Consider the following 20,031-nt stretch of genomic DNA (forward strand, 5'->3'; position numbering starts at 1 on the left):
TCCGCAGTTCCGCAGAGTTCCGCAGTCCGGCAGTCCCGAGTTCGGCAGTCCTGCAGTTCCGCTTGTTCCGCGCGACGTACCAACGCACCACCGCTCGATCCCCCCACGCACCACCCGCCCGACCCCCCACAGTTCCGCACCCTGAGACGAGTTGGAGCACGCATGCCCCAGCACGTACCTTCCTCGCTGCGCGACACGTCCCCTCGGGTCGCGCAGCACCCTCCGGCGCGTCCCCCACATCCGCGCCGGATCGTTTTTCTCGCCCGCCGCGACCTCGGCAACCCGGCCGCGGGCGGCTCCGAGCTCCTCGTCGACCAGCTCGCCGGCGGGCTCACCGGGCTCGGCCATCAAGTGACGCTGTTGTGCGGCGGCCCCGCCGCCTACCGCGACTACCGGGTCGTCTCGGCGGGCGGTGACTCCGGGCACTATCTGCGCGCCCGGTCCGCCTTCGCCCGTCAGGTCGGCGACTGCGACCTGCTGGTCGAGGTCTGCAACGGCATGCCGTATCTGGCGCCGCTCTGGCACCGGGGGCCCACCCTGTGCCTGGTCAACCACGTCCACACCGACCTCTGGGGCATGCGCTTCCAGGGGCCGCTCGCCCCGGCGGCCCGGCTCGGCCGCAAGCTGGAGCACTGGGCGCTGTCCGGCGCGCAGCGCGACAACCTCCTGGTCGCCGTCTCCCCGTCCACCGCGACCGCCCTGCGGGACCTGGGAGTCGAGCGGGAACGTATCCGCATCGTCCACAACGGCGTCGAGGAGCCGGGACCCCTGCACCCCCGCTCGGACGAGCCCCTGTTCCTCGCGATGGGGCGGCTCGTCGAGTACAAGCGCATCGACCTGCTGCTGCGCCTGTGGGAGCGGGTCAGACCCGTCACGGGCGGCCGCCTGGTGATCGTGGGAGACGGCCCCGAGCGCGGGCGGCTCGAACAACTCGCGGGCCCCGGCGTGGAGTTCAGGGGCCATGTCCCGGAGGCGGAGAAGCACCGGCTGCTGTGCGAGGCGTGGCTGCTCCTGCACCCCTCGGCGGTGGAGGGCTGGGGCCTGGTGGTCACGGAGGCGGCGGCCCGGTCGACGCCCACGATCGGCTTCGACGTGCCGGGCCTGCGGGACTCCGTCGAGGACGGCGTGACCGGCCTCCTCGCCCGCGGGGAGAGCTCCTTCGCCGCGGCCTGGTGCACCCTGGCGCTCAGCACGGAGCGCAGAGAGAACTTCGGCAAGGCGGCCTGCGAACACGCGGCCCGCTTCCGCTGGGCGCACACCGTACGGCAGTTCAGCGCGGCGGCGGTGGAGGCGGTGGAGCGCCATCAGGAAGACCGGCGCCCCGGCAAGGGCGGGAGCCGCCAACCGTGAAAGACCCTTCCCTGCGCCGCTCCGTCACCCTCTTCCGGGCCTTCCTGCGGGAGCAGCAGGAGCCCGAGCGGTGCTATTCGCTCCTGGCCCGGGACGCCGCCGACCAGGTCGAGGCGTACGGCGGCCGGGTCGCGGACCGGGTCGTCGTCGACGTGGGCGGCGGGGGCGGCTACTTCACGCAGGAGTTCCGGCGGCGCGGCGCCCAGGCGTTCCTGTTCGAGCCGGACCTGGCCGAGCTGGGCGCCGCCGGTCAGAAGCCGCCGGACGGGGCGGTCGTCGCCGACGGCTATCTGCTGCCCCTCGGGGACGGCGTCGCCGACGTCGCGTTCTCCTCCAACGTCCTTGAGCACGTCTCCGACCCGCAGACCTTCCTGAGCGAGCTGGTGCGGGTCACCCGGCCCGGCGGGCTCATCTACGTCTCGTTCACCAACTGGCTCTCGCCCTGGGGCGGTCACGAGTGGGCGCCCTGGCACTACCTGGGCGCCGACCGGGCCCGGCTGCGCTACGAGAAGCGCACCGGACGGCCGGCCAAGCACACCCTCGGCGAGAACCTCTTCGCCCATCACGTCGGGCACACCCTGCGGCAGGTGCGGGCCCGCGACGACGTGCGCGTCGTGGCGGCCCGCTCCCGCTACTGGCCGTTCCTGGCCGGTGCCGTCACGAAGGTGCCCGGCGTCCGTGAGTTCGCCACCTGGAACCTCCTCCTCATCCTCCGGCGGTATCCATGACCAGCACGGTGCAGGCACCACCCCCAGCTCCGGCACGGCCCACGGCGCCCGCCCCCGAGCCCCCGAGCGGCCCGCGGTCGCGGCGCTGGCTCGCCGGGTTCTGGGCCGTGGTGTTCGTGGCGTTCCTCGCGGTCCATCCGGGCCGGATGACGTTCGACACCAAGCTGGGCGTGGCGCTCGACCCGTGGCAGTTCCTGTCCGATCTGGGGCAGTTGTGGCACGACCGGGGCGGCTTCGGCGGGATCCAGGACCAGTACGTCGGTTACGCCTTCCCGATGCTGCCGTTCTACGGGCTCGCGAAGGCCGTGCACCTCCCGGTCTGGCTGGCCGAGCGGCTCTGGTTCTCGCTGATCGTCTCGGTCGCGTTCTGGGGCGCCCTGCGCCTGGCCGAGCGGCTGCGGATCGGCAGCTCGGCGTCCCGGCTGCTCGGCGCCGTCGTGTACGCGCTGTGGCCGGTGTTCACCGTCGTGGTCGGCTCGACGTCGGCGGCGGCGCTGCCCGGCGCGTTCCTGCCGTGGGTGCTGCTGCCGCTCACCAATGACCGGGTGAGCGCCCGGACGGCGGCGCTGCGCTCGGCGCTGCTCATCCCGTTCATGGGCGGCGTGAACGCGGCGGCCACGCTCGCCTCGCTGCTGCCGGTGGGGCTCTATCTCCTGTCCCGGCCGAACGGTCCCCGTAAGCGCAGGCTCATCCTGTGGTGGGTGCCGGGCGTCGTCCTGGCCACCGCGTGGTGGGTGGTGCCGCTGCTGATGCTCGGCATGTACGGGGAGAACTTCCTTCCGTACGTCGAGACTTCGGCGACCACGACCGGCACGATGTCGGCGACCGAGTCGCTGCGCGGCGCCGGGAACTGGGTGGCGTATCTGCACTTCGGCGAGGCGTGGCTGCCCGCCGGGTGGACCGTCGCGAGCGCCGTGGTCACCATCGTCTGCTCCGGGTTCGCGGCCGCGCTCGGCCTCGCCGGGCTCGCCCGCCGCGACCTGCCCGAGCGGCGCTGGCTGGTGCTCACCGTCCTCTCCGTCGTCCTGATCACCCTCGCCGGGTACGGCGGGGCTTTCGGGGCGCCGTTCCACGGGACGGTGCAGGGCTGGCTGAACGGCTGGCTGGTGCCGTTCCGCAACATCTACAAGTTCCAGACAGGGCTCGCTCTCGCCCTGGCCTTCGGCCTCGCGCACCTGGTGGGCATCGCCGCGCAGGCGCGCGGGGCGCGCCGGGTGCGGGGGCGGCGGTACGCGCCGCTGATCGCCGCCGTCCTGGTGCTTCCGGGGCTCGCCTGGCCGTACCTCAACGGCTCGATCCTGCAGCCGGGTTCGTTCCAGAAGCTGCCCACGTACTGGCAGACGACCGCCGACTGGCTGGAGAAGTACTCGCCGGACTCGCGCGCCCTCGTCGTGCCCGCCACCGCGCACGGCATCTACACCTGGGGCTCCACCATCGACCAGCCCCTCGACGTCCTCGCCGACTCCCGCTGGGCGCAGCGCGACTACGTACCCTTCGGCACCGCGGGCAACCGGCGGGCCATGGACGCGGTCGAGCAGGCCCTGATGACGGGCGGCCAAGTCCCGGGCCTGCGGGACTACTTGTCGCGCGCGGGGCTCCACTACGTCGTGGTCCGCAACGACCTCGACCCGGACCAGGTCGGGAACGTGCCGACGTCGACGGTGAAGCGGACCCTGGAGGAGTCCGGCTACAAGCGGGTCACCGGCTTCGGCCCCACCGAGACCGGCGGGATCATCCCGAACGACACGCCCGTGCAGGTCGAGGGCCTCTACCCGCGCCAGCGCGCCGTCGAGATCTACGCCCCGGACTCCGGCGCCCGGCGCCCCGGTCAGGCGGGCCTGAAGCCCGTCTCCAACACGGCGGTGGTCAGCGGCGGCCCCGAGTCGCTGCTCCCGCTCTCCGCCGACCCCGAACTCCGGGACCGGCCCACGGTGTTGACGGGCGACAACCACCCGGGCCTCGGCAGGGCCGGGCTGCAGACGGTCGGGGACGGGCTGCGCCGCGCCGACACCCGCTTCGGCCTGGTCAACACCAACACCTCGTACCCGTACACGCGCGACGAGCGCAACGCGAGCGACGCCGAGCAGGACGCGGGCAAGAAGCCGCACCAGATCCTGCCGACGAAGGGCCAGGAGCACCAGACGGTGGCCCAGCTGCGCGGCGCCCGCTCGGTGACCGCGTCCAGCTACGGGAGCTGGCTGTTCCACCTGCCGCAGTACGACCCGGTGAACGCCTTCGACGGCAACCCGGACACCGCGTGGACCGAGGGCACCCCGAGCCACCCCGAGGGCCAGTGGATCCGGGCCGAGTTCACGAAGAAGACCGCGATCCCCTCCTCGTTCAAGGTCACCCCGCTCCCCCAGGAAGGCGTGCGGCCCGCGCCGACCAAGGTGAAGGTGGAGACGGAGCAGGGCAGCGTCGTCAGCGACCTCCAGCCCAACGGGATGGCGCAGCGGATCAACGCCAAGGCGGGCGCGTCGAGTTGGGTGAAGATCACCATCCTGGACGTGGAGTCGGGCAAGTCCGGGCTGACCGGCGCCGGGTTCGCGGAGGTCTCCCTTCCCAAGGTGCAGATCACCAAGCTGCTGCGGATGCCGACGGACACGGAGCCCGCGGACGAGCGCGAGCCCACCACCGACGCCGCCGCGACCACGTACTCCATGCACCGCTCCGCCGACCCCAGCGGCCTGTCCCCCGTCACCGCCGAAGCGGGCCTGCACCGGCGCTTCTCGACGCCGGCCGAGGGCACGTACCAGGTGAAGGCGAGCGCCGTCGCGGTGCCCGGCGAGGAGCTCGACGAGCTGCTCTACAAGGTGGCGCCCGACCAGGAGCAGCAGATCGTGGCGAGTGCCGACTCCACGTCGTCGCTCGGCACCGGCCTGTCGCCGCGCAACCTCACGGACGGCGATCTGACGACGGCCTGGATCGCCGGGGACCGCCCGGTCATCCACCTGAAGTGGCCGGGCAAGCAGCCGGTCGGCGAGGTCGTGCTCCCGGCGGCGGGCGGTCTTTCCACCCGCCCCGAGGAGATCCAGATCAGCACGCCGGACGGGGACACCACCGTCGGCGTCGACCAGAACGGCGTCGCGCGCTTCGACCCGATCACCACCGACCGCATGACCATCACCGTCACGAAGAAGGCGCACCTGACCGTCCACAACCCGGTGGCCGACGACGACCTGCAGCTCCCGGTGGGCCTCACCGAGGTGTACATCCCGGCCCTCGACAAGTACCGCACCGAGCAGCCCTCGCCCAAGCGCACCTTTGAACTCCCGTGCGGGCAGGGCCCGGTGGTCGCGATCGACGGAAAGCTGTACGAGACCAGCGCCAAGGGCACCGTCCGCGACCTCGTGGACCGGCGGCCCGTCGACGTGACGCTCTGCCAGCGGGGCAAGGAGAAGCCCGAGGTGACGCTCGGCTCGGGCGGGCACAGCGTGGAGGCGGGCGACGCGGGCCCGCTCGCACTCACCGGCGCCGAGCTCACCCGGGGCACCCCGGGCGCCCTCGACACCACCAAGCGCACCCTGACCGTCAAGGACTGGCTGGGCGACCGCCGCACGGTGCAGGTCGGCTCGGGCGCGGCCTCGTACCTGACGACGTACGAGAACGTGAACGACGGCTGGAAGGCGACCCTCAACGGCAAGGAGCTGACCTCGCTGCGGCTCGACGGCTGGCAGCAGGGCTGGCTGGTGCCGCAGGGCGAGGGCGGCACGATCAAGCTCTCGTACGAGCCCGCGGACACCTACGAGGCCGGGCTCTTCGGCGGCGCCGCGGGCGTGCTGCTGCTCGCCGTCGCGGTGTTCGTCCTGTGGCGGCGGCGCGAGCCCGCCGACGACGACACCGAGCCGGTCCCGCCGCCCGGACCCGGCCTCGTGCTCGGCACGGTGGTGCTGACGCTGGTGGGCGCCGTGATCGCGGGCCTGTTCGCGCTGCTCGTGCCGGTGCTCGCCGTCGTCGCGTGGAAGCGGCACCAGCTGCTCGTCCCGCTCGCGTTCCTCGCCATGGCGGCGGCGGGCGTGGTCGCGGCGACGGGCGCCGGAGAGCCGTCGGGGGCGGACGCGGGCGCCTTCTCGCCGGCCGCTCAACTCCTCGCGCTCATCGCGGTGTTCGCGGCGCTCGTGACGGTGCGGGACGAGGAGCCCTGGGCGCGCCCGGCCGCCGAGGGCGAGCAGGCCGGGTCGGACCCGTCGACGGCGACGCCGCCCTTGGGTACACCGGGAGCACCGGGGAACCCGAGCCCGTACACGCCCTACGTCTCCGGGCCGACCCTCGCCGCGCGGGGACCGTCCGCCGGGCAGCCGGAGCCGGACCCGCCGACCAGGCCGCTGCCGCAGCGGCGGCCCAAGTTCAAGGCGACGCCGCCGGAGCCGACGGAGCCACCGAAGCCGTCACCGGGGACCGGCCCCGAGTCGCCGCCCGAAACACCGCCCCCGGGGGAAGGCAACCGCACATGACCGCTCTGGAACACCCCGCACGACGCGCCGACGAGCCCGGCCGGCCCCCGGAACGCATCCCGTTCCCCGTGGTCGACGAGGTCGCGCGGCACTGCCTCCAGGAGGAGGAGCCGGAGACGGTGCACATCGAGGTGCACCTGCCCGGCGTCCCCGAACCGGCCCGTCTGAAGGCCGCGTTCGGGGAGGCTCTGCGGCGCCACCCGCGCATCCTGATGCGGGAGGCGCGGGGCCCCTGGTACCGGCGGCGCTACGAGTGGGAGCTCACCGACGGGCCGGACGTGGAGGTGGTGACGTACCCGGCGGCGGAGCGGGACGCCCTGAAGCGGGCCAGGGAGCGGTCGCTCACCGAGGCCCCGCCGCTGACGTCGTCCCCGCCGATCCGCCTGGAGGTGGTCACCCCGGACGCGGACGCCACGGTGCGGGACACCGCCGAGGAGTCCGGCGCCGTCCTCTTCCTCACCATCAACCACACCGCTCTCGACGGCCCCGCCTGCCTGCGGGTCCTCGCCACCGCCGCCGAGCTGTACGGCGGCCGCGACAACTCCCCGGCCGCGCCGCCCGTCCGTGCGGCGGCAGCGGCCGACCAGCAGAAGGAGGAGCAGCCGGACGCCCCCTCCTCCCCCTGGGCCCCGCCCGCCCGCGTCGCCCACGGCACCCCCGCGCCCTCGCCCGGCAACGGCATGCTGGTGGCCGAACTCCCGGTCCCCAAGCGGCCGAAGGGCTCGGCGTTCACCGTCAACGACCAGTTGATGGTGGCGACGGCCCTGATGATCGCGCACTGGAACCGGGAGCACGGCGAGAAGCCCCGCCCGCTGCGCATCACCATGCCCGTCGACGACCGGCCCCGCGACGTGACGATGCCCATCGGGAACGGCACGCGGCTCGTCGAAGTCCCCTTCGCCGCGGACGAGTTGAACGGCAAGGAGTGGACTCCGGCGGAGATCCGCGCGCTCCTCACCCGCACCTCGGGCCGCACCCGCGCCCTCAAGTCCCTGGCCCGCCCGCAGCTCGGCCACGGCGCGGCGCTGCTCACCGCGCCCGTCGTCCCGGTGGGCCTGCGCGCCGCCGTCACCCGGGGGCTGCGCAGGGCCGCCGCGCCCTGGACGTCCACGACGCTGCTCAGCAACATCGGCCGCGTCCCCTACGCCCTCGACTTCGGGGACGCCGGGCGCGCGCACGCCGTGTGGTTCTCCGCGCCCGCCCGGATGCCGCGCGGCCTCACCGTGACGACGGCGTCCACGGCGGGCCGGCTGCACCTCGCCCTGCGCTGGTCCAGGACCCTGCTCAGCCACGGCGACGGCGCCCATCTGCGCGACCTCTTCGAGCACTACTCCCACGCCACGGAGGAGACGGCATCCCGATGAGTACCGCGCCTTCGGCGCACACCGCGCCCACCTCGACCACCGCGGACCGGCGCCCGCCGAGCCTGCGCGACTTCTACGAGAACCCGGCCGTGCCGGTGGCCTCCGGCGACGCCCGCAGCCTGCGCCAGGCGCGGCTGCTCGCCGCCGCGCTCGGCCCCGCCACCGGGCCCACCGGTCCCGCCGTGGTCCTCGACATCGGCTGCGGCGACGGCCGGGCCGCGCGGACCGCGGCGCCGCTGCTCGCCGGGCACCGCGTCGTCGGCGTCGACTGGTCGCAGGACGCCCTGCGGCGGGCCCAGGCCCACCTCCCGTACGCGATCAGGGGTGAACTCACCGACGGCGGCCTTCCGTTCACCGACGGGGCCGCCGACGCCGTGCTCTTCAGCGAGGTCATCGAGCATCTCGTCGACCCGGACAGCGCCCTGGACGAGCTGCGCCGGGTCCTGCGGCCGGGAGGCCATCTGATGCTGTCCACGCCGAACCTCGCAGCCTGGTACAACCGGGGGCTGCTCCTCGCGGGCGTCCAGCCGGTGTTCTCCGAGGTCAGCCTGCGCGGCATCCACGGCCGCCCCGGCAGCGAGGTGGTGGGACATCTGCGCCTCTACACCGCCCGCGCGCTCAGGGAGTTCGTGGCGGCGTCCGGCTTCGAGGTGGTGCGGGTCGCGGGCGCGCCCTTCCACGGGGTGCCACGGCCGCTGCGCGCCCTCGACAGACTGGCCTGCGCGGCGCCGAGCGCCGCCTCGATCCTGCTCCTGCACGCACGGAGGACCTGAGCGATGTGGGTGGGTGTGGCCGCCGCGCTCCTCGCCAACCTCCTCTACAGCACCGGCTTCGTCCTGGAGAAGCGGGCCCTGACCTCGATGCCGTCGGTCAGCGTGCGCAACCCGGCGCGGCTGCTGCGCAACGTCCTCGGCAGCCCGCTGTGGATCGGCGGCTCGCTGGCGCTCGCGGCGGGCTTCGGCGCGCAGCTCGCCGTCTACCGGACGCTGCCGATCGCGGCCGCGCAGGGCATCTTCGTCTCCGGCCTGGTGCTGCTCCTGCTGCTGTCCTCGGTGCTGCTCGGGGAGCGGACGTCGGGGCGCGAGCGGTACGCGGTGGCGGCGATCCTGGTGGCGCTGCTGATGGTGGTCCTCTCCCTCAAGGAGGGCTCGGACACGGTGAGCCACAGCGCTCCCGTGCCACTGGTCCTCACCGTCTGCCTGCCGTCGCTCGCGGCCGGCGTCTGGCTGTACGGCAACGCGGAGCGGCGCTCCCGGCACCGGCACCGGCTGCCCACGACGGGCGTCGAGTACGGCGTGGCGGTGGGCCTCCTGTACGGGGTCAGCTCCCTCGCCATCAAGGGCGTCTCCAGCTACCTGACGACGGAGAACCTGGGCTCGGCGGTCGGCCACCTCTTCCGCTCCCCGTACCCCTATCTCCTCCTGTTCACCGGCGCGTTCGGCCTCGTCATGTCGCAGGCCGCGCTGCAGCGGTGCCGGGCGTCCCTGATCGTGCCGGTGTGCACGACGGTCACGTCGCTGTTCACGGCGGTCCTGGGGACGCTGGCCTTCGGCGAGGCGCTGCCGCACGAACCGGTCCGCCTTGCCCTGCGCATCGGCGGCACGGCACTGGCGGTGTCGGTGCTCCTGGCCATGCCCAAGCACGACGCACCACCCGCCACCCCCCAACCCCCCACGACTCCGAAGGAGTTGACGTCCGGATGAACCCCGACGACCCACTGCTGAAGATCCTTGCCTGCCCCCTCGACAAGGGCCCGCTGCACCTCCTCACCCCCGAGGACGTCCTGTACAACCCGCGCCTGCACCGCCGTTACCCGATCATCGACGGCATACCGCAGCTGCTTCCCTCCTCGGGCGAACAGGTCCCCGAGGAGGAACACGAGCAACTCGTGAAGCGGATCTCCCCATGACGGCCGGCGAACACGGAACAGGCGAACACGGCGAGGGCGCACACCGGGACCGGCACCGGGCGGCGGGCGACCCGACCCCGCACAAGACCCTCGCCGCCCGCCTCGCCCCGCACCTCCCGGCCCGGATCGTCGCCTCGCTCGCCCGCCTCGTCTACCCGCGCTTCGAGCCGGAGCTGGCCCGCCTCACCGACCTGTGCCCGCCCGGCTGCGCCACGGCGGTGGACGTCGGCGGCTGGTACGGCCCCTGGTCGCGCCGTCTCGCCGCACGCGCGCACCGCGTGGTGACGGTCGAACCGGTGCCTCACCTCGCCCGCCTCCTCGCGGACAGCACACCCCGCAACGTCCGCGTCATCCAGGCGGCGGCCACCGACCACCCGGGCACGGCCCGCCTCTGGCTGCCCACGGGAGACCGCGGCGACCGCGGCGTCTCCTCCCTGATCCGCCGCGACATCCACGGCACGGCCCTCGACGTCCCCTGCCTCACCCTCGACGGACTCGGCCTGCGCGACGTCGACTTCATCAAGATCGACGTGGACGGCAACGAACTCCCCGTCCTGCACGGCGCGGAGGGCATCCTCTCCCGGGACCGCCCGGCGCTCTTCGTGGAGCTGGAGTCCCGCATCCAGCCCATCGCCCCGATCGTCGAGCACCTCACCGGCCACCACGGCTACGAGGGCTGGGTCCTGCCCCACGACACCTGGCTCCCCCTCACCGCGTTCGACCTCGAAGCACACCAGTCGGACACGTCGCACGTGGTCACCCAGGGCCTGCTGCGCCGCGTCCTGACCCCCCGCCATCCGCGGTACGTCAACTCGGTCCTGTTCCTGCCGCACGGCCGCCGCCCCGGCGAGCGTGCGGTGCGCAACCATGGAGCCCATGCCCGCTAGCTCCGCTCCCCGCCCCGACCCCGCCGCCCCCTTCACGCCGCTCTCCTTCCAGCTGGTCCTGCTGCGCCGCATGGCCGACCACAACCCGGACCTGGTCGAGGACGCCCGCCACCAACTGGGCGTATCCATCGGGGAGATGAGAGAGGCGAACGCCCGCTGGCAGGCGATGACCCGCTCCCGGAAGTCCCGCGGCGCCGCATCCCGCTACCGCTCGGTCCTCGGCCCTCCGTCCGACACGGTGCGCCGCCAGGTCGGCGACCTGTCCTGCGAGGCGCTCCTGTGGCCGGTGCCGCTCTGGCCGGACCTCCGCTTCGAGATCCTCCTGGCGCCGAACGGGGCGGTGTGGAACGAGTGGCTGGTCCGCGCCCCCGGCACCCCGCCCCCCGTGCTCCGCACCCTGGCGGACCTCACCCCCTGGTCGTGCACGGTGGACGAGGTGGCCCGCGCGTTCGCCCCCGCCCGCCCCTTGGAGGGCACGGCTCCCACGCGGTGGGGGCTGGCCTTTTCGGGGGCGGACGAGGACGGTCACGTCCGCTCGTGCGTCGCGGAGTTCACGTGGGGGCTGCTGCAGCGGGTGGCGCTGCGCGACTAGCTCCGCAGGAAGGCGCGTACGCCCTGGGACACTCCGTCGTCACCCAGCAGGTCGTTGTGCTTGAGGCAGCCCGCGGCGTTGTTGGCGGCGCCGTCCAGCGGGACGCTGTCGTCCGGGTTGATGACCTCGTCGCAGTGGGACCACCAGGTCGCGTACGCCACGCCGCCGGGCGTCTCGTCGCCCTCGGCGAGTCCGTCCTGGACGTACGAGCCGGGCGTCATGTCCCGGCACGCCTGCGACCAGGCGGCGCAGGCCCACGCCGTGCTGGTGCCGTGGTTGGGCCCGGCGAGCGAGGCCCAGTGGGCGACGGTGCCGGTGCCGCCGCCGTACTTGACGTACCAGCGGGTGACGAGGCTCCCGAAGGAGTGGGCGACGACGTCGACCTTGGTGGCCCCGGTCTTGGCGCGCACCTCGTCGACGTAGTCGGCGAACCGGCCGGAGAGCGTCTCGTTCACGGACTGACTGGTGTCGTAGCCCCAGGAGTACAGCTCGTCGTCGGTGTACCCGTCGGCCTTGAAGTCGTCGCGCAGCGAGCCCCAGACGCCGGGGTCGGCGTTGTAGCCGTGGACGAAGACGACGGGGGTGTGGGAGGCGGCGGGGGCGGGTGCCGGTTCGGCCAGGGCCGGGGTGGCGGCGGTGCCGAGGAGGAGGCAGGCCGCGAGGGCGGGGGCGGCGAGGTGCCGCGGTGTGGGGGACATGGGGAGAAGGGTGAGGCTTGAGGGTCGGGATGAACAGGGTCGTGCACGGTCCACCTCCGGCGGCCTTCCCCCCCCCACCCCGCCTCTTCCCGGTACGGCGGCTCCGTCGCCCCGGGGCACTCCCCCGCCTCCCCGCGCAAGATGTGACACGTGAGGATGTTGAGGCGATCCGGAAACGCTCAACTACCGCACATTCAGGGTCAGTTCACATGGACGCTCGGATTCATGGCCATGGCCTCACCGCGCCTATGATGCCGCCCATGGCAAGCCACGGGGATCTCATAGCGGGCCGCTACCGCATCACAGCACGGCTGGGGAGAGGCGGCATGGGCACGGTCTGGCGCGCCCAGGACGAGCTGCTCGGCCGCGCCGTCGCGGTCAAGGAGCTGCACGTCGACGACGGGCTCTCGGCCGTCGACGCCCAGGTGCAGCGCGAGCGCGTGCTGCGCGAGGCCCGCACCGTGGCGCAGATCCGGCACCCCGGCATCCTGGTCCTGCACGACGTGGTGCAGCACGACGGGCAGCCCTGGCTGGTGATGGAGCTGATCAACGGCCGTTCGCTGGCGGACCGGATCACCGCCGAGGGCCCGCTGCCGCCCGCCGAGGCCGCCCGCATCGGCCTCGACCTGCTCGCCGCCCTGCGCGCAGCGCACTCCGCCGGGGTGCTGCACCGCGACCTCAAGCCCGCCAACGTCCTGCTGGAGTCGGGCAGCAACCGCGTCGTCCTCTCGGACTTCGGCATCGCCCAGCTCGACGGGCAGACGACGCTCACCGCGACCGGCTCGTTCGTGGGCTCCCCCGAATACACGGCGCCCGAGCGGATGTCGGGGCGGCGCACCGGCCCCGAGTCCGATCTGTGGTCGCTCGGCGTGCTGTTGTGCGCGGCCGTCGAGGGCGAGTCGCCGTTCCACCGCGACTCCGTGGCGGGCGTGCTGCACGCCGTCGTGGTCGACGAGGTGCGGCTGCCGGAGTCGGCGGGGGTGCTGCTTCCGGTCGTACGGGGGCTGCTGGAGCGGGACGCGGAGCGCAGGTTCGACACGGCGGAGGCGGAGCGGGCACTGCAGTCGGCGCTGAGCGGCGCCGGAAGCCCGAACGAGTACCGCGCGCCGGGGGCCGGCCGGCCTCCGCACGGCGAAGCCGCGACCGTCCCGCACACCCACGCCGCCCCGCCGCCGCCCCCTCCCGCCGCCACCCTCCGCCAGGAGAACGGCCCGGGCCGCCAGGGCACCCCCGGCGACCCGGGCGAGCCCGTGGTGCACGCCTCCGCCCGGGCCGCGAACCGGCGCGGGCGACGCGGCCGCCGTGCCCTCGTCATCGGTGTCACCGTCGCCGCGCTCGCGGCGGGCGGGGTCGGCGCCGGGGTGTGGGCGATGACCCGGGACGACACCAACTCCTCGGCGCAGTCTGCCGGTTCGGGCGGCGCGGCCGAGGAGGTGCGCGAGCAGGACGTGCCGACGCCGCACCCCAGCAAGAAGCAGAAGGACAAGAAGAAGGACAAGAAGACCTCGGCGCCGAAGCCCGACACCAGCAGGCCCGGCCGCAAGAAGGGCGACGGGCCCAAGGTCCCCACCCGGGCCCCGGAGCCCGCGGAGTCCCCGGCCTCCGCCGGGTCGCCCAAGCCGACCACGCCATCGGGCACGGGTTATCACACGGTCACGGACCCGACGGGCTTCTCCTTCAGCGCGCCGACCGGGTTCACCCGTACCCCCGAGGGCCCGCGCGTCTACTACTACTCGCCGGGCAAGGAGTTCCGCATCGGCGTCCACCCGCAGGAGCAGGACCCCGCGGGCCCGTACGAGGTGATGCGCCAGGCGCACAAGGACGGCCCCTCCGACTATCCGGGCTATCGCGCCGCCTCGGTCACGAAGACCACCCACAACGGACACCCGGCGGCGCTCTGGGTGTTCACGTGGGACGGCAGCTCGGCGGACGGCGGCCCGCGCACCACGTGGGACCTGAGCTGGGACGAGGGCGGAAAGATGTACGACCTGTGGGTGTCCGCGCCGACGGGGCAGCAGGCGACGGGCAAGCGCCACTTCGACAAGGCCAGCGGGTCCTTCAAGGCGGCCGCCGGGGGCTGAGCGGCCCTTCGCGGACCCCGTCGCGGGTCCGTTCACCGGCCCCGTCACGGGCCCGCGGCCGTCGGTCGCGGCACGGGGCCGTATGGGTGGAAGAGGCCGGAGAGCCGGGGCAAGTCCGCGGCCGGGCGGAACTGTGCGATTAAGCGATCAATTCCACAGTCCCCTGCCGAAAGGATCCCGTATCCATGTCCCGCACCCTTCTCTCCGCCCGTGCCGCCGCCTTCGTCGTGGCCGCCGCGCTCGCCTCGACGGTGGCCCTGCCCGCCGCCGCGCACGCCGCCCCGGCCGCCCCGAAGGCGCCGGTCTCGGCGCCCGCCGCACCCGTCGCCGCCCCGGGTGACGACACCCCGATCGTCGCGGCGAACAGCACCGTCTCGCTCGGCCTCAACGCGGATCTGGGCATCCAGGGCAACGTCGGCCTGAAGATCGGCAGCGGCCGGATCGTCACCGCCGACCACCGCATCGTCGGCGGCACGGTGAACCTCACCGGCGTCATCTCCCTGAAGGCCGGCGCCAAGGCGGCCACCGTGTCCAACGTCAGCATCGACCTGGCCACCGGTGCCGTACGGGGCTCGGTCAATGGCCGGGTGATGGTGCTCGGCAGCATCGACACCAGCTCCCTGCACGCGTACTCCAAGGAGGGCGAGCACCTCCTGCACCTCGACATCGGCCTCAGCGCCGACAACAACATCGTGCTGAGCGCGGCCGCGGCGGCGCGGCTGAACGCGGCGCTCGGCGTCGACGTGCTGGCGGAGGGCGCCGTCCTCACCACCGGTTCGGTCGACCTCGGCCTGAACCTCGACGCCGCCCTCGCCGCGGACCTCGACGTCGACCTGAACGCCGCGGTCGACGCGGGCATCGACGTGGACCTCGGCCTCAACGCGGACATCGACCTGGGCCTGAACCTGCTCGGCGGCGTCCACCTCCTCTGACCCTTCCCCTCCCCAGCGGAACAGGCCCCCGCGCTTCGCTCACGCGGGGGCCTGTTCCGTGCCCGGCGGCAGGACCTAGGATCTCGGCCTGATGAACGATCACCACGACGACGACCACGACACCCACGACGCCCACTACAAGGAACTCAGGGACAGGCTCAGCGATCAGCCGGAAGCGTCGCTCGGCGGCGTCGCACGCGGGCAGATCCGGCGCGGCGTGGTCACGGTCATCGCGCCGTTCGGCGCCTTCGTGGAACTCCACGGCACGGACCTGGACTTCAGCGCCGGCTCCCCCGTACAGGCGCTCGTGCGCATCCCGGAGATCACCTGGGCGCACATCTCGCACCCCTCCGACGTGCTGGCCGTGGGGGACGAGATCTCCGCGGAGGTGCTCCACGTCGACGCGGAGCGGGGGCAGATCTCCCTCTCCACCAAGGCCCTGGAGCCGAAGCCCCAGGAGTGAACGGGCCCGATCGGGGCCCGTGAGCGGTCACATCCGCTGCACGAACTTCTCCCGCCACTGCGGCACCGGATCCGTGCCCAGCTCCGTCCAGTACTCGCGGCCCTCGACGATCACGCCGTCGCGCACCGTCCAGAACGACGCGACCCGGTGGGTGCCCATCTCCTCGTGCGGGACCTCCACTTCGGAGACGACCTGGTCGCCGCCGTCCGCCACGACGCGCAGGACGTGGATCGACCAGCCTTCCGGGTACGTGGAGTTGAGGCCCACGTAGTTGGCGCGGCCCACGATGCGTTCGCCGCTCGCGGGCCACTCCACGACCACGTCGTCGGCGAGCAGCGCGCCGACCCCGTCCCAGTCCCGGTCCTGCGTGCGGTGCCACAGCTGCCGCACGATCTCCGTAGGTTCCATGTCCGCATACTCCCATATGCGAACAGGGGAGCAGTTGTTCCCTGGAACAGGTGATCGTCGCCCCAGAGTTTGCGTACGGCCCCTGTGATTGACGATGCTTACGGGGCGCAACCAACGGGCTGCAGACCGTAGTTGACGTTCCATCAAGTCCCGTATGTCCCACGTATGTCCCAAGGAGAAGCACCACCATGAACCTCATCACTGACGTCCTCGCCGGTCTCGCCCACTTCGTCGGCTGGCTGGTCTGACGTCACCCGCAGGACCGCACGACAGCGCGGCGCCGCCTCCCCCGTCCCAGGGGAGGCGGCGCCGCCGCGTTCGGCGGAAGCGGCTCGGCGGAAGCGGTTCGGCGGGAGCGGTTCAGCGGGCGTAGAAGTCCCGCGCCGTCCCCTTGCCGTCCCTGGCCCGGCCCAGCAGGCTCGCCGGGTACTCGATCAGCCAGTAGCTCGCCGTCCCCGCCACGAGCGCCACCGCGAGCACGGCGAGAAGCGCGACGGGAAAGCCCGCCCGGCCCGACGGGAGCAGGCCCGACCGGTCGAGCTGGAGCATCACCGGTTCGTGCCAGATGTAGAGGCTGTAGCTGATCAGGCCGACGGCCGTCAGCAAACGGGACCTCAACAGGCCGTGCCAGCGCGGCTGTTGGCCGGTCCGCAGATGCAGCGTGGCGTACAGGAGCACGCTCCACAGAACGGCCGCGATCGGGTGGTAGAAGGTCTGCCCGAAGTTCTCCGGCGCGGACGTGTACGAGAGCACGTACAGGCCCGCCGCCGCGCCGAGCGCCAGCGGCGCCGCCCCGCGCGCGGTGAGCCGCCCCCGGTCGCCGAGCGCCACCAGGAGCACCGCGAGGCCCATCCCGGCCGCGAAGCCGCCGAAGCGGGCCTGCGGCCCGAAGTACACCGGCCAGTCGGTGTACGGAACACCGGCGAGGTAGTGCGCGCAGCCGATCCAGGCGACCGGCGCCGCGAACAGCACCGCGCACCCCGCGCCGCACAGGACGACCCGCGCCCGCCTCGTGGGCAGCTTGCGGCACGCCCGCACGGCCAGGGGGCCGAGCGCGACCAGCACCAGATAGAAGGCGACTTCGAGGGCGAGCGACCACGTCGGGCCGAGCGTGTAGAAGATCCGCTCCCGGTCGAAGACATGGGTGAAGGTGAGGTGCTCGACCAGGTCCCGCCAGTCCCCCGGCAGCGTCGGGTTGCGCGTCGCCCACACCACGAGGACCGCCAGGAAGTACAGCGGCAGGATGCGGACGGCACGCCGGAAGAGGAACACCCGGGCGGTGCGCACCGAACGGTCGTCGCCGTCGATGGCCGCCCGCGCGTACGACAGGGTGAGCAGGTACGCCGACATGACGAAGAAGAGGTCGATGACCTCCAGGGAGAACAGCGCCCCCAGGTAGGGGCTGTCCAGCGGCGGGTGCGAGCCGTCCGCGTCGTACGTGTGGTACTGCTGCCACACGTGGAAGATCACCGTGCTGAGCGCGGCGACCCCGCGGAATCCCTGGAGTTCGAGGGCGCGCCGCCCCGGGGCCGGGGTGGTGGCGGCCGTGGTCGCCGTGGCCGCCGTGCGGGCCTCGGGCGTGGCCGTCGTGGCCGTCGTGGCCGTCGTGGCCGTCAGCGCGGTCATGAAGCCTCCGCCCGTGCCGTCGCCGCAGCGGCCGTCTCCGTGCGCGGTGTGACCCGCCACTTCCGGTCGCCCAGCGCCTCCTTGAGGTGGGACTGGCGGGCCACCATGTTCTTGAAGTGGGTGTAGAAGACGGTCGTGACGACGAGGTAGCGCCAGAACCAGCTCTTGCGGCGGCGTAGTTCGGGCACCGCGAGCCGCCAGGCGAAGGCCGCCTGCACGAGCCCCGCGGAGAGGGTGAGCGCGAACGCGATCAGGCAGACGGGCACCGCCCAGTCGAGGCGGTCGGCGCCGCCCGCCCGCCAGGCGGCGTGCAGCAGCACCGGCAGGATCTGCAGGGTCAGCCACGGCTGCACCTCGCGCCAGCCGAGCAGCACGAAGAGGCCCGCCTTCTGCCGCCGTGTGAAGGACGGTGAACGCAGCCCCTGCCACAGGTACTTGAGCGAGACCTGGAGCCAGCCCTGCGCCCAGCGGGAGCGCTGGTTCCACAGCGGCCGCAGCGTCGTGGGCGCCAACTCCCTTGATATGAGCGTGCGGTCCATGGCGATGCGGGCGCCCGCGTTCAGGGCGCGCAGCGTGGAGTCGATGTCCTCGGTGAGCATCGAGCCGTGCATGCGGGTGCGCGCGAGCAGGTCGGTGCGCCAGAAGCCGTTGGAGCCGCCGAACACCCCGAAGCCGTACATCCGGGTGCGCCCGGGGTGGCTGACCGCGTAGATCGCCTCGAACTCGACGCCGACGAGCTTCGCGACCCAGGAGCTCTCGCCGTTACGGATGACGCAGTGGCCCTGCACGACGTCGTAGCCGTTCGACAGCCAGTCCCAGGCGCGCCGGAAGGCGTCCGGGGCGGGGTGGTGGTCGGCGTCGAAGATCCCGACGAACTCGCCGCGCACGCGCGTGGCGGCCGCGTTGATGTTCTGCGCCTTCGAGGTCGACCCGGCGACGGGCAGCAGCACGAGCCGCCGGTCCCGCTCCGCGATCTCCCGCAGCGTGTCCTCGACCGGCAGCGGGTGCGGGGTGTTGTACGCGAGGACGATCTCCAGCTCGTTCGGGTAGTCGAGGCGCAGGAACGACTCGACGGTGTCGACGATCGTCGCGGCCTCGTTCGGCAGGTACGCCGCGATGACGGCGCTCGCCGCCGGGTACGGCTGGGCGGGCCCGTCCGGGCGCGGCTGGGCGTCGAGCGAGAACAGGCACTCCAGAACGATGAGCAGCGCCGACAGGACGAGTCCCGCGACCACCACCCAGTACGCCACCGCGGCGGCGTCCCAGCCCATGGCGTACGCCTGTTGGTACAGCAGGAACGGCAGCCCGATGCCGAGGACGAGCGGCAGCAGCGGCGTGAGCGCGCACAGCAGCGGACGCAGCAGCGGGCGCAGCCGTGGCCGCGGGCCGAAGCGGGCGCCCGCGCGGTGCCGGTGCGGGGTGCTGGTGCGCATCCACGGCTCGTACCGCACGGGCCGCAGATCGCGGTGGCGCACGGCCTCCGCGACGGCGTCCCGCGCGTACTCGGCGGCCCGCTCGTGGTCCGGGCAGCCGGCGAGCGGGGTCCAGCCGACGACCGGGGTGAGCCGGACGTTCTCGTCGGCGACGACGAACCGGGTCCCGGCGACGGAGTGCGCGAACTCCCGCAGCGCGACGACGGCCGCGTCCTCATCAACTCCCGGCATCAGGACGAGAAGCTGCCCCTTCTCGTCCCAGCCGAGCCGGCTGGCGGCCGCGCTGCCCAGCCTCTCCGCGACGCCCGCGAGCCGCTCGGCGACCTCGCGCCGCACCCGCGGCCCGAGCCGCGCCTCCAGGGCGCTCATCTCGGCGACGCCGACGACGGCGAGGATCCCGCCGAGGCGGGCGGCGGCGGGCCTGCGCAGCTCGCGGTCGAGCTCGTCCATGAAGTGCGGGGCGGAGTAGAGCCCGGTCCGCGGGTCCCGCATCAGATGCTCGACGGGGATCGGCACCCGGTGCAGCTTGGCGGCGATGCGGGCGGACAGCTCGACGGGCGCGGAGGTCTCCGGCAGACAGTCGTCGGCTCCGTGGCGCAGCAGGTCGGCGACGGCCTCCGGGTCCGGGTCGCGGTCCTCGGTGACCATGACGAGCGGCAGCGCCTGCCCGGCCGGGTCGCCCCGGACCTCCCGTACGAGCGCGATCCCGCCGGATCCTCCGGTGCCGCCGTCGAGGGCGACGATCGCGTCCGGGGGCGCCTGCCGGACCTGCCGGTGCACCTCGCCGGGGGCGGCGTGGGTGACCTCGTACCCGGTCGACTTCAGGTTGCTGGTGAGCTGCTCCCGACCGGGCCCTGGCGGGCCGACGGCGAGCACATGAGCGACGGCGCCCGGGGCCTGACGGGGGCCCGGGCGCGGCGGTATTGCAGTGACCATATGTGTGTGGTCCCATCCTGTTCGGATTGTGGGGGAGGACCACCGACCAACCCGAAATCCCGGGCCAATCGGCCACATCAGCCTCAACGATCTCTGTGACACCGCATCTTCAGGGGCGTAAAGCTCTGATTACGCCCCTGTGCACGGACTGAGCACACGAAGGAGAGCAC

General features: G+C 73.2%; 16 protein-coding genes. 12 read left to right on the plus strand and 4 right to left on the minus strand.

The window, feature by feature from the left end; all coding sequences use genetic code 11:
* Positions 1 to 162 precede the first annotated feature (162 nt).
* Genes ACQB60_RS03885 through ACQB60_RS03925 form a run of 9 tightly spaced genes read left to right on the plus strand, consistent with a single transcriptional unit; the run spans position 163 to position 11,284 of the window.
* Complete coding sequence (locus ACQB60_RS03885; RefSeq protein WP_496924357.1) at positions 163 to 1,350, plus strand: glycosyltransferase family 4 protein; 1,188 nt, start codon at positions 163 to 165, stop codon at positions 1,348 to 1,350.
* A complete protein-coding gene (locus ACQB60_RS03890; RefSeq protein ID WP_496924358.1) occupies positions 1,347 to 2,078 on the plus strand; it encodes a class I SAM-dependent methyltransferase in 732 nt (243 codons plus the stop codon). Before ACQB60_RS03885 ends, ACQB60_RS03890 begins: the two co-directional genes overlap by 4 nt.
* A complete protein-coding gene (locus tag ACQB60_RS03895; RefSeq protein WP_496924359.1) occupies positions 2,075 to 6,532 on the plus strand; it encodes an alpha-(1->3)-arabinofuranosyltransferase in 4,458 nt (1,485 codons plus the stop codon). Before ACQB60_RS03890 ends, ACQB60_RS03895 begins: the two co-directional genes overlap by 4 nt.
* Positions 6,529 to 7,896, plus strand: coding sequence for a condensation protein (locus tag ACQB60_RS03900; RefSeq protein ID WP_496924360.1), 1,368 nt, complete (start codon positions 6,529 to 6,531; stop codon positions 7,894 to 7,896). The genes ACQB60_RS03895 and ACQB60_RS03900 overlap by 4 nt, the downstream gene beginning before the upstream one ends.
* Positions 7,893 to 8,669, plus strand: a complete 777-nt coding sequence (locus tag ACQB60_RS03905; protein ID WP_496924361.1) for a class I SAM-dependent methyltransferase — start codon at positions 7,893 to 7,895, stop codon at positions 8,667 to 8,669. The genes ACQB60_RS03900 and ACQB60_RS03905 overlap by 4 nt, the downstream gene beginning before the upstream one ends.
* A gap of 15 nt (positions 8,670 to 8,684) precedes the next feature.
* Complete coding sequence (locus ACQB60_RS03910; protein WP_496924771.1) at positions 8,685 to 9,599, plus strand: hypothetical protein; 915 nt, start codon at positions 8,685 to 8,687, stop codon at positions 9,597 to 9,599.
* The gene (locus tag ACQB60_RS03915) at positions 9,596 to 9,805 is read left to right on the plus strand and encodes a Trm112 family protein (RefSeq protein WP_496924362.1); all 210 of its coding nucleotides are present in this window, start codon (positions 9,596 to 9,598) and stop codon (positions 9,803 to 9,805) included. The genes ACQB60_RS03910 and ACQB60_RS03915 overlap by 4 nt, the downstream gene beginning before the upstream one ends.
* Positions 9,802 to 10,692 (plus strand): FkbM family methyltransferase, encoded by an 891-nt coding sequence (locus ACQB60_RS03920; RefSeq protein ID WP_496924363.1) that lies wholly within the window; start codon positions 9,802 to 9,804, stop codon positions 10,690 to 10,692. The genes ACQB60_RS03915 and ACQB60_RS03920 overlap by 4 nt, the downstream gene beginning before the upstream one ends.
* Positions 10,673 to 11,284, plus strand: coding sequence for a hypothetical protein (locus tag ACQB60_RS03925; RefSeq protein WP_496924364.1), 612 nt, complete (start codon positions 10,673 to 10,675; stop codon positions 11,282 to 11,284). The genes ACQB60_RS03920 and ACQB60_RS03925 overlap by 20 nt, the downstream gene beginning before the upstream one ends.
* On the opposite strand, the gene ACQB60_RS03930 is transcribed toward ACQB60_RS03925, so the two are convergent.
* Complete coding sequence (locus ACQB60_RS03930) at positions 11,281 to 11,982, minus strand: esterase/lipase family protein (protein WP_496924365.1); 702 nt, start codon at positions 11,980 to 11,982, stop codon at positions 11,281 to 11,283. The two genes, ACQB60_RS03925 and ACQB60_RS03930, sit on opposite strands and share 4 nt — an antisense overlap.
* 260 nt (positions 11,983 to 12,242) lie before the next feature.
* Between ACQB60_RS03930 and ACQB60_RS03935 the strand changes: the two genes are divergently transcribed.
* The 3 genes from ACQB60_RS03935 (at position 12,243) to ACQB60_RS03945 (ending at position 15,458) form a co-directional block, all read left to right on the plus strand.
* Positions 12,243 to 14,063, plus strand: a complete 1,821-nt coding sequence (locus ACQB60_RS03935; protein ID WP_496924366.1) for a serine/threonine-protein kinase — start codon at positions 12,243 to 12,245, stop codon at positions 14,061 to 14,063.
* Between the two features lie 185 nt (positions 14,064 to 14,248).
* Positions 14,249 to 14,995: a hypothetical protein gene (locus ACQB60_RS03940; RefSeq protein WP_496924367.1), complete on the plus strand. Its 747-nt coding sequence runs from the start codon at positions 14,249 to 14,251 to the stop codon at positions 14,993 to 14,995.
* Between the two features lie 91 nt (positions 14,996 to 15,086).
* Complete coding sequence (locus ACQB60_RS03945) at positions 15,087 to 15,458, plus strand: S1 RNA-binding domain-containing protein (RefSeq protein ID WP_496924368.1); 372 nt, start codon at positions 15,087 to 15,089, stop codon at positions 15,456 to 15,458.
* A 27-nt stretch (positions 15,459 to 15,485) separates the two neighbouring features.
* Here the strand turns inward: ACQB60_RS03945 and ACQB60_RS03950 are convergent, their stop codons facing one another.
* The 3 genes from ACQB60_RS03950 to ACQB60_RS03960 form a co-directional block, all read right to left on the minus strand.
* Positions 15,486 to 15,866 carry a nuclear transport factor 2 family protein gene (locus ACQB60_RS03950; RefSeq protein WP_496924369.1) on the minus strand — a complete coding sequence of 127 codons (381 nt, stop codon included), beginning with the start codon at positions 15,864 to 15,866 and terminating at the stop codon, positions 15,486 to 15,488.
* A 360-nt stretch (positions 15,867 to 16,226) separates the two neighbouring features.
* Positions 16,227 to 17,492 carry an acyltransferase family protein gene (locus tag ACQB60_RS03955; RefSeq protein ID WP_496924370.1) on the minus strand — a complete coding sequence of 422 codons (1,266 nt, stop codon included), beginning with the start codon at positions 17,490 to 17,492 and terminating at the stop codon, positions 16,227 to 16,229.
* The gene (locus tag ACQB60_RS03960) at positions 17,489 to 19,861 is read right to left on the minus strand and encodes a glycosyltransferase (RefSeq protein WP_496924371.1); all 2,373 of its coding nucleotides are present in this window, start codon (positions 19,859 to 19,861) and stop codon (positions 17,489 to 17,491) included. Before ACQB60_RS03960 ends, ACQB60_RS03955 begins: the two co-directional genes overlap by 4 nt.
* Positions 19,862 to 20,031 lie beyond the last annotated feature (170 nt).

Origin of the sequence: Streptomyces odontotermitis (assembly GCF_050510915.1) — a bacterium.
Classification (GTDB): domain Bacteria; phylum Actinomycetota; class Actinomycetes; order Streptomycetales; family Streptomycetaceae; genus Streptomyces.

What these genes read in the sequence shown, in the direction of transcription:
- ACQB60_RS03885 (WP_496924357.1), top strand. Translation starts at nt 163, where the DNA reads ATGCCCCAGCACGTACCTTCCTCGCTGCGCGACACGTCCCCTCGGGTC.
- ACQB60_RS03895 (WP_496924359.1), top strand. Translation starts at nt 2,075, where the DNA reads ATGACCAGCACGGTGCAGGCACCACCCCCAGCTCCGGCACGGCCCACG.
- ACQB60_RS03900 (WP_496924360.1), top strand. Translation starts at nt 6,529, where the DNA reads ATGACCGCTCTGGAACACCCCGCACGACGCGCCGACGAGCCCGGCCGG.
- ACQB60_RS03905 (WP_496924361.1), top strand. Translation starts at nt 7,893, where the DNA reads ATGAGTACCGCGCCTTCGGCGCACACCGCGCCCACCTCGACCACCGCG.
- ACQB60_RS03915 (WP_496924362.1), top strand. Translation starts at nt 9,596, where the DNA reads ATGAACCCCGACGACCCACTGCTGAAGATCCTTGCCTGCCCCCTCGAC.
- ACQB60_RS03920 (WP_496924363.1), top strand. Translation starts at nt 9,802, where the DNA reads ATGACGGCCGGCGAACACGGAACAGGCGAACACGGCGAGGGCGCACAC.
- ACQB60_RS03925 (WP_496924364.1), top strand. Translation starts at nt 10,673, where the DNA reads ATGGAGCCCATGCCCGCTAGCTCCGCTCCCCGCCCCGACCCCGCCGCC.
- ACQB60_RS03930 (WP_496924365.1), bottom strand. Translation starts at nt 11,982, where the DNA reads ATGTCCCCCACACCGCGGCACCTCGCCGCCCCCGCCCTCGCGGCCTGC.
- ACQB60_RS03935 (WP_496924366.1), top strand. Translation starts at nt 12,243, where the DNA reads ATGGCAAGCCACGGGGATCTCATAGCGGGCCGCTACCGCATCACAGCA.
- ACQB60_RS03940 (WP_496924367.1), top strand. Translation starts at nt 14,249, where the DNA reads ATGTCCCGCACCCTTCTCTCCGCCCGTGCCGCCGCCTTCGTCGTGGCC.
- ACQB60_RS03945 (WP_496924368.1), top strand. Translation starts at nt 15,087, where the DNA reads ATGAACGATCACCACGACGACGACCACGACACCCACGACGCCCACTAC.
- ACQB60_RS03950 (WP_496924369.1), bottom strand. Translation starts at nt 15,866, where the DNA reads ATGGAACCTACGGAGATCGTGCGGCAGCTGTGGCACCGCACGCAGGAC.
- ACQB60_RS03955 (WP_496924370.1), bottom strand. Translation starts at nt 17,492, where the DNA reads ATGACCGCGCTGACGGCCACGACGGCCACGACGGCCACGACGGCCACG.
- ACQB60_RS03960 (WP_496924371.1), bottom strand. Translation starts at nt 19,861, where the DNA reads ATGGTCACTGCAATACCGCCGCGCCCGGGCCCCCGTCAGGCCCCGGGC.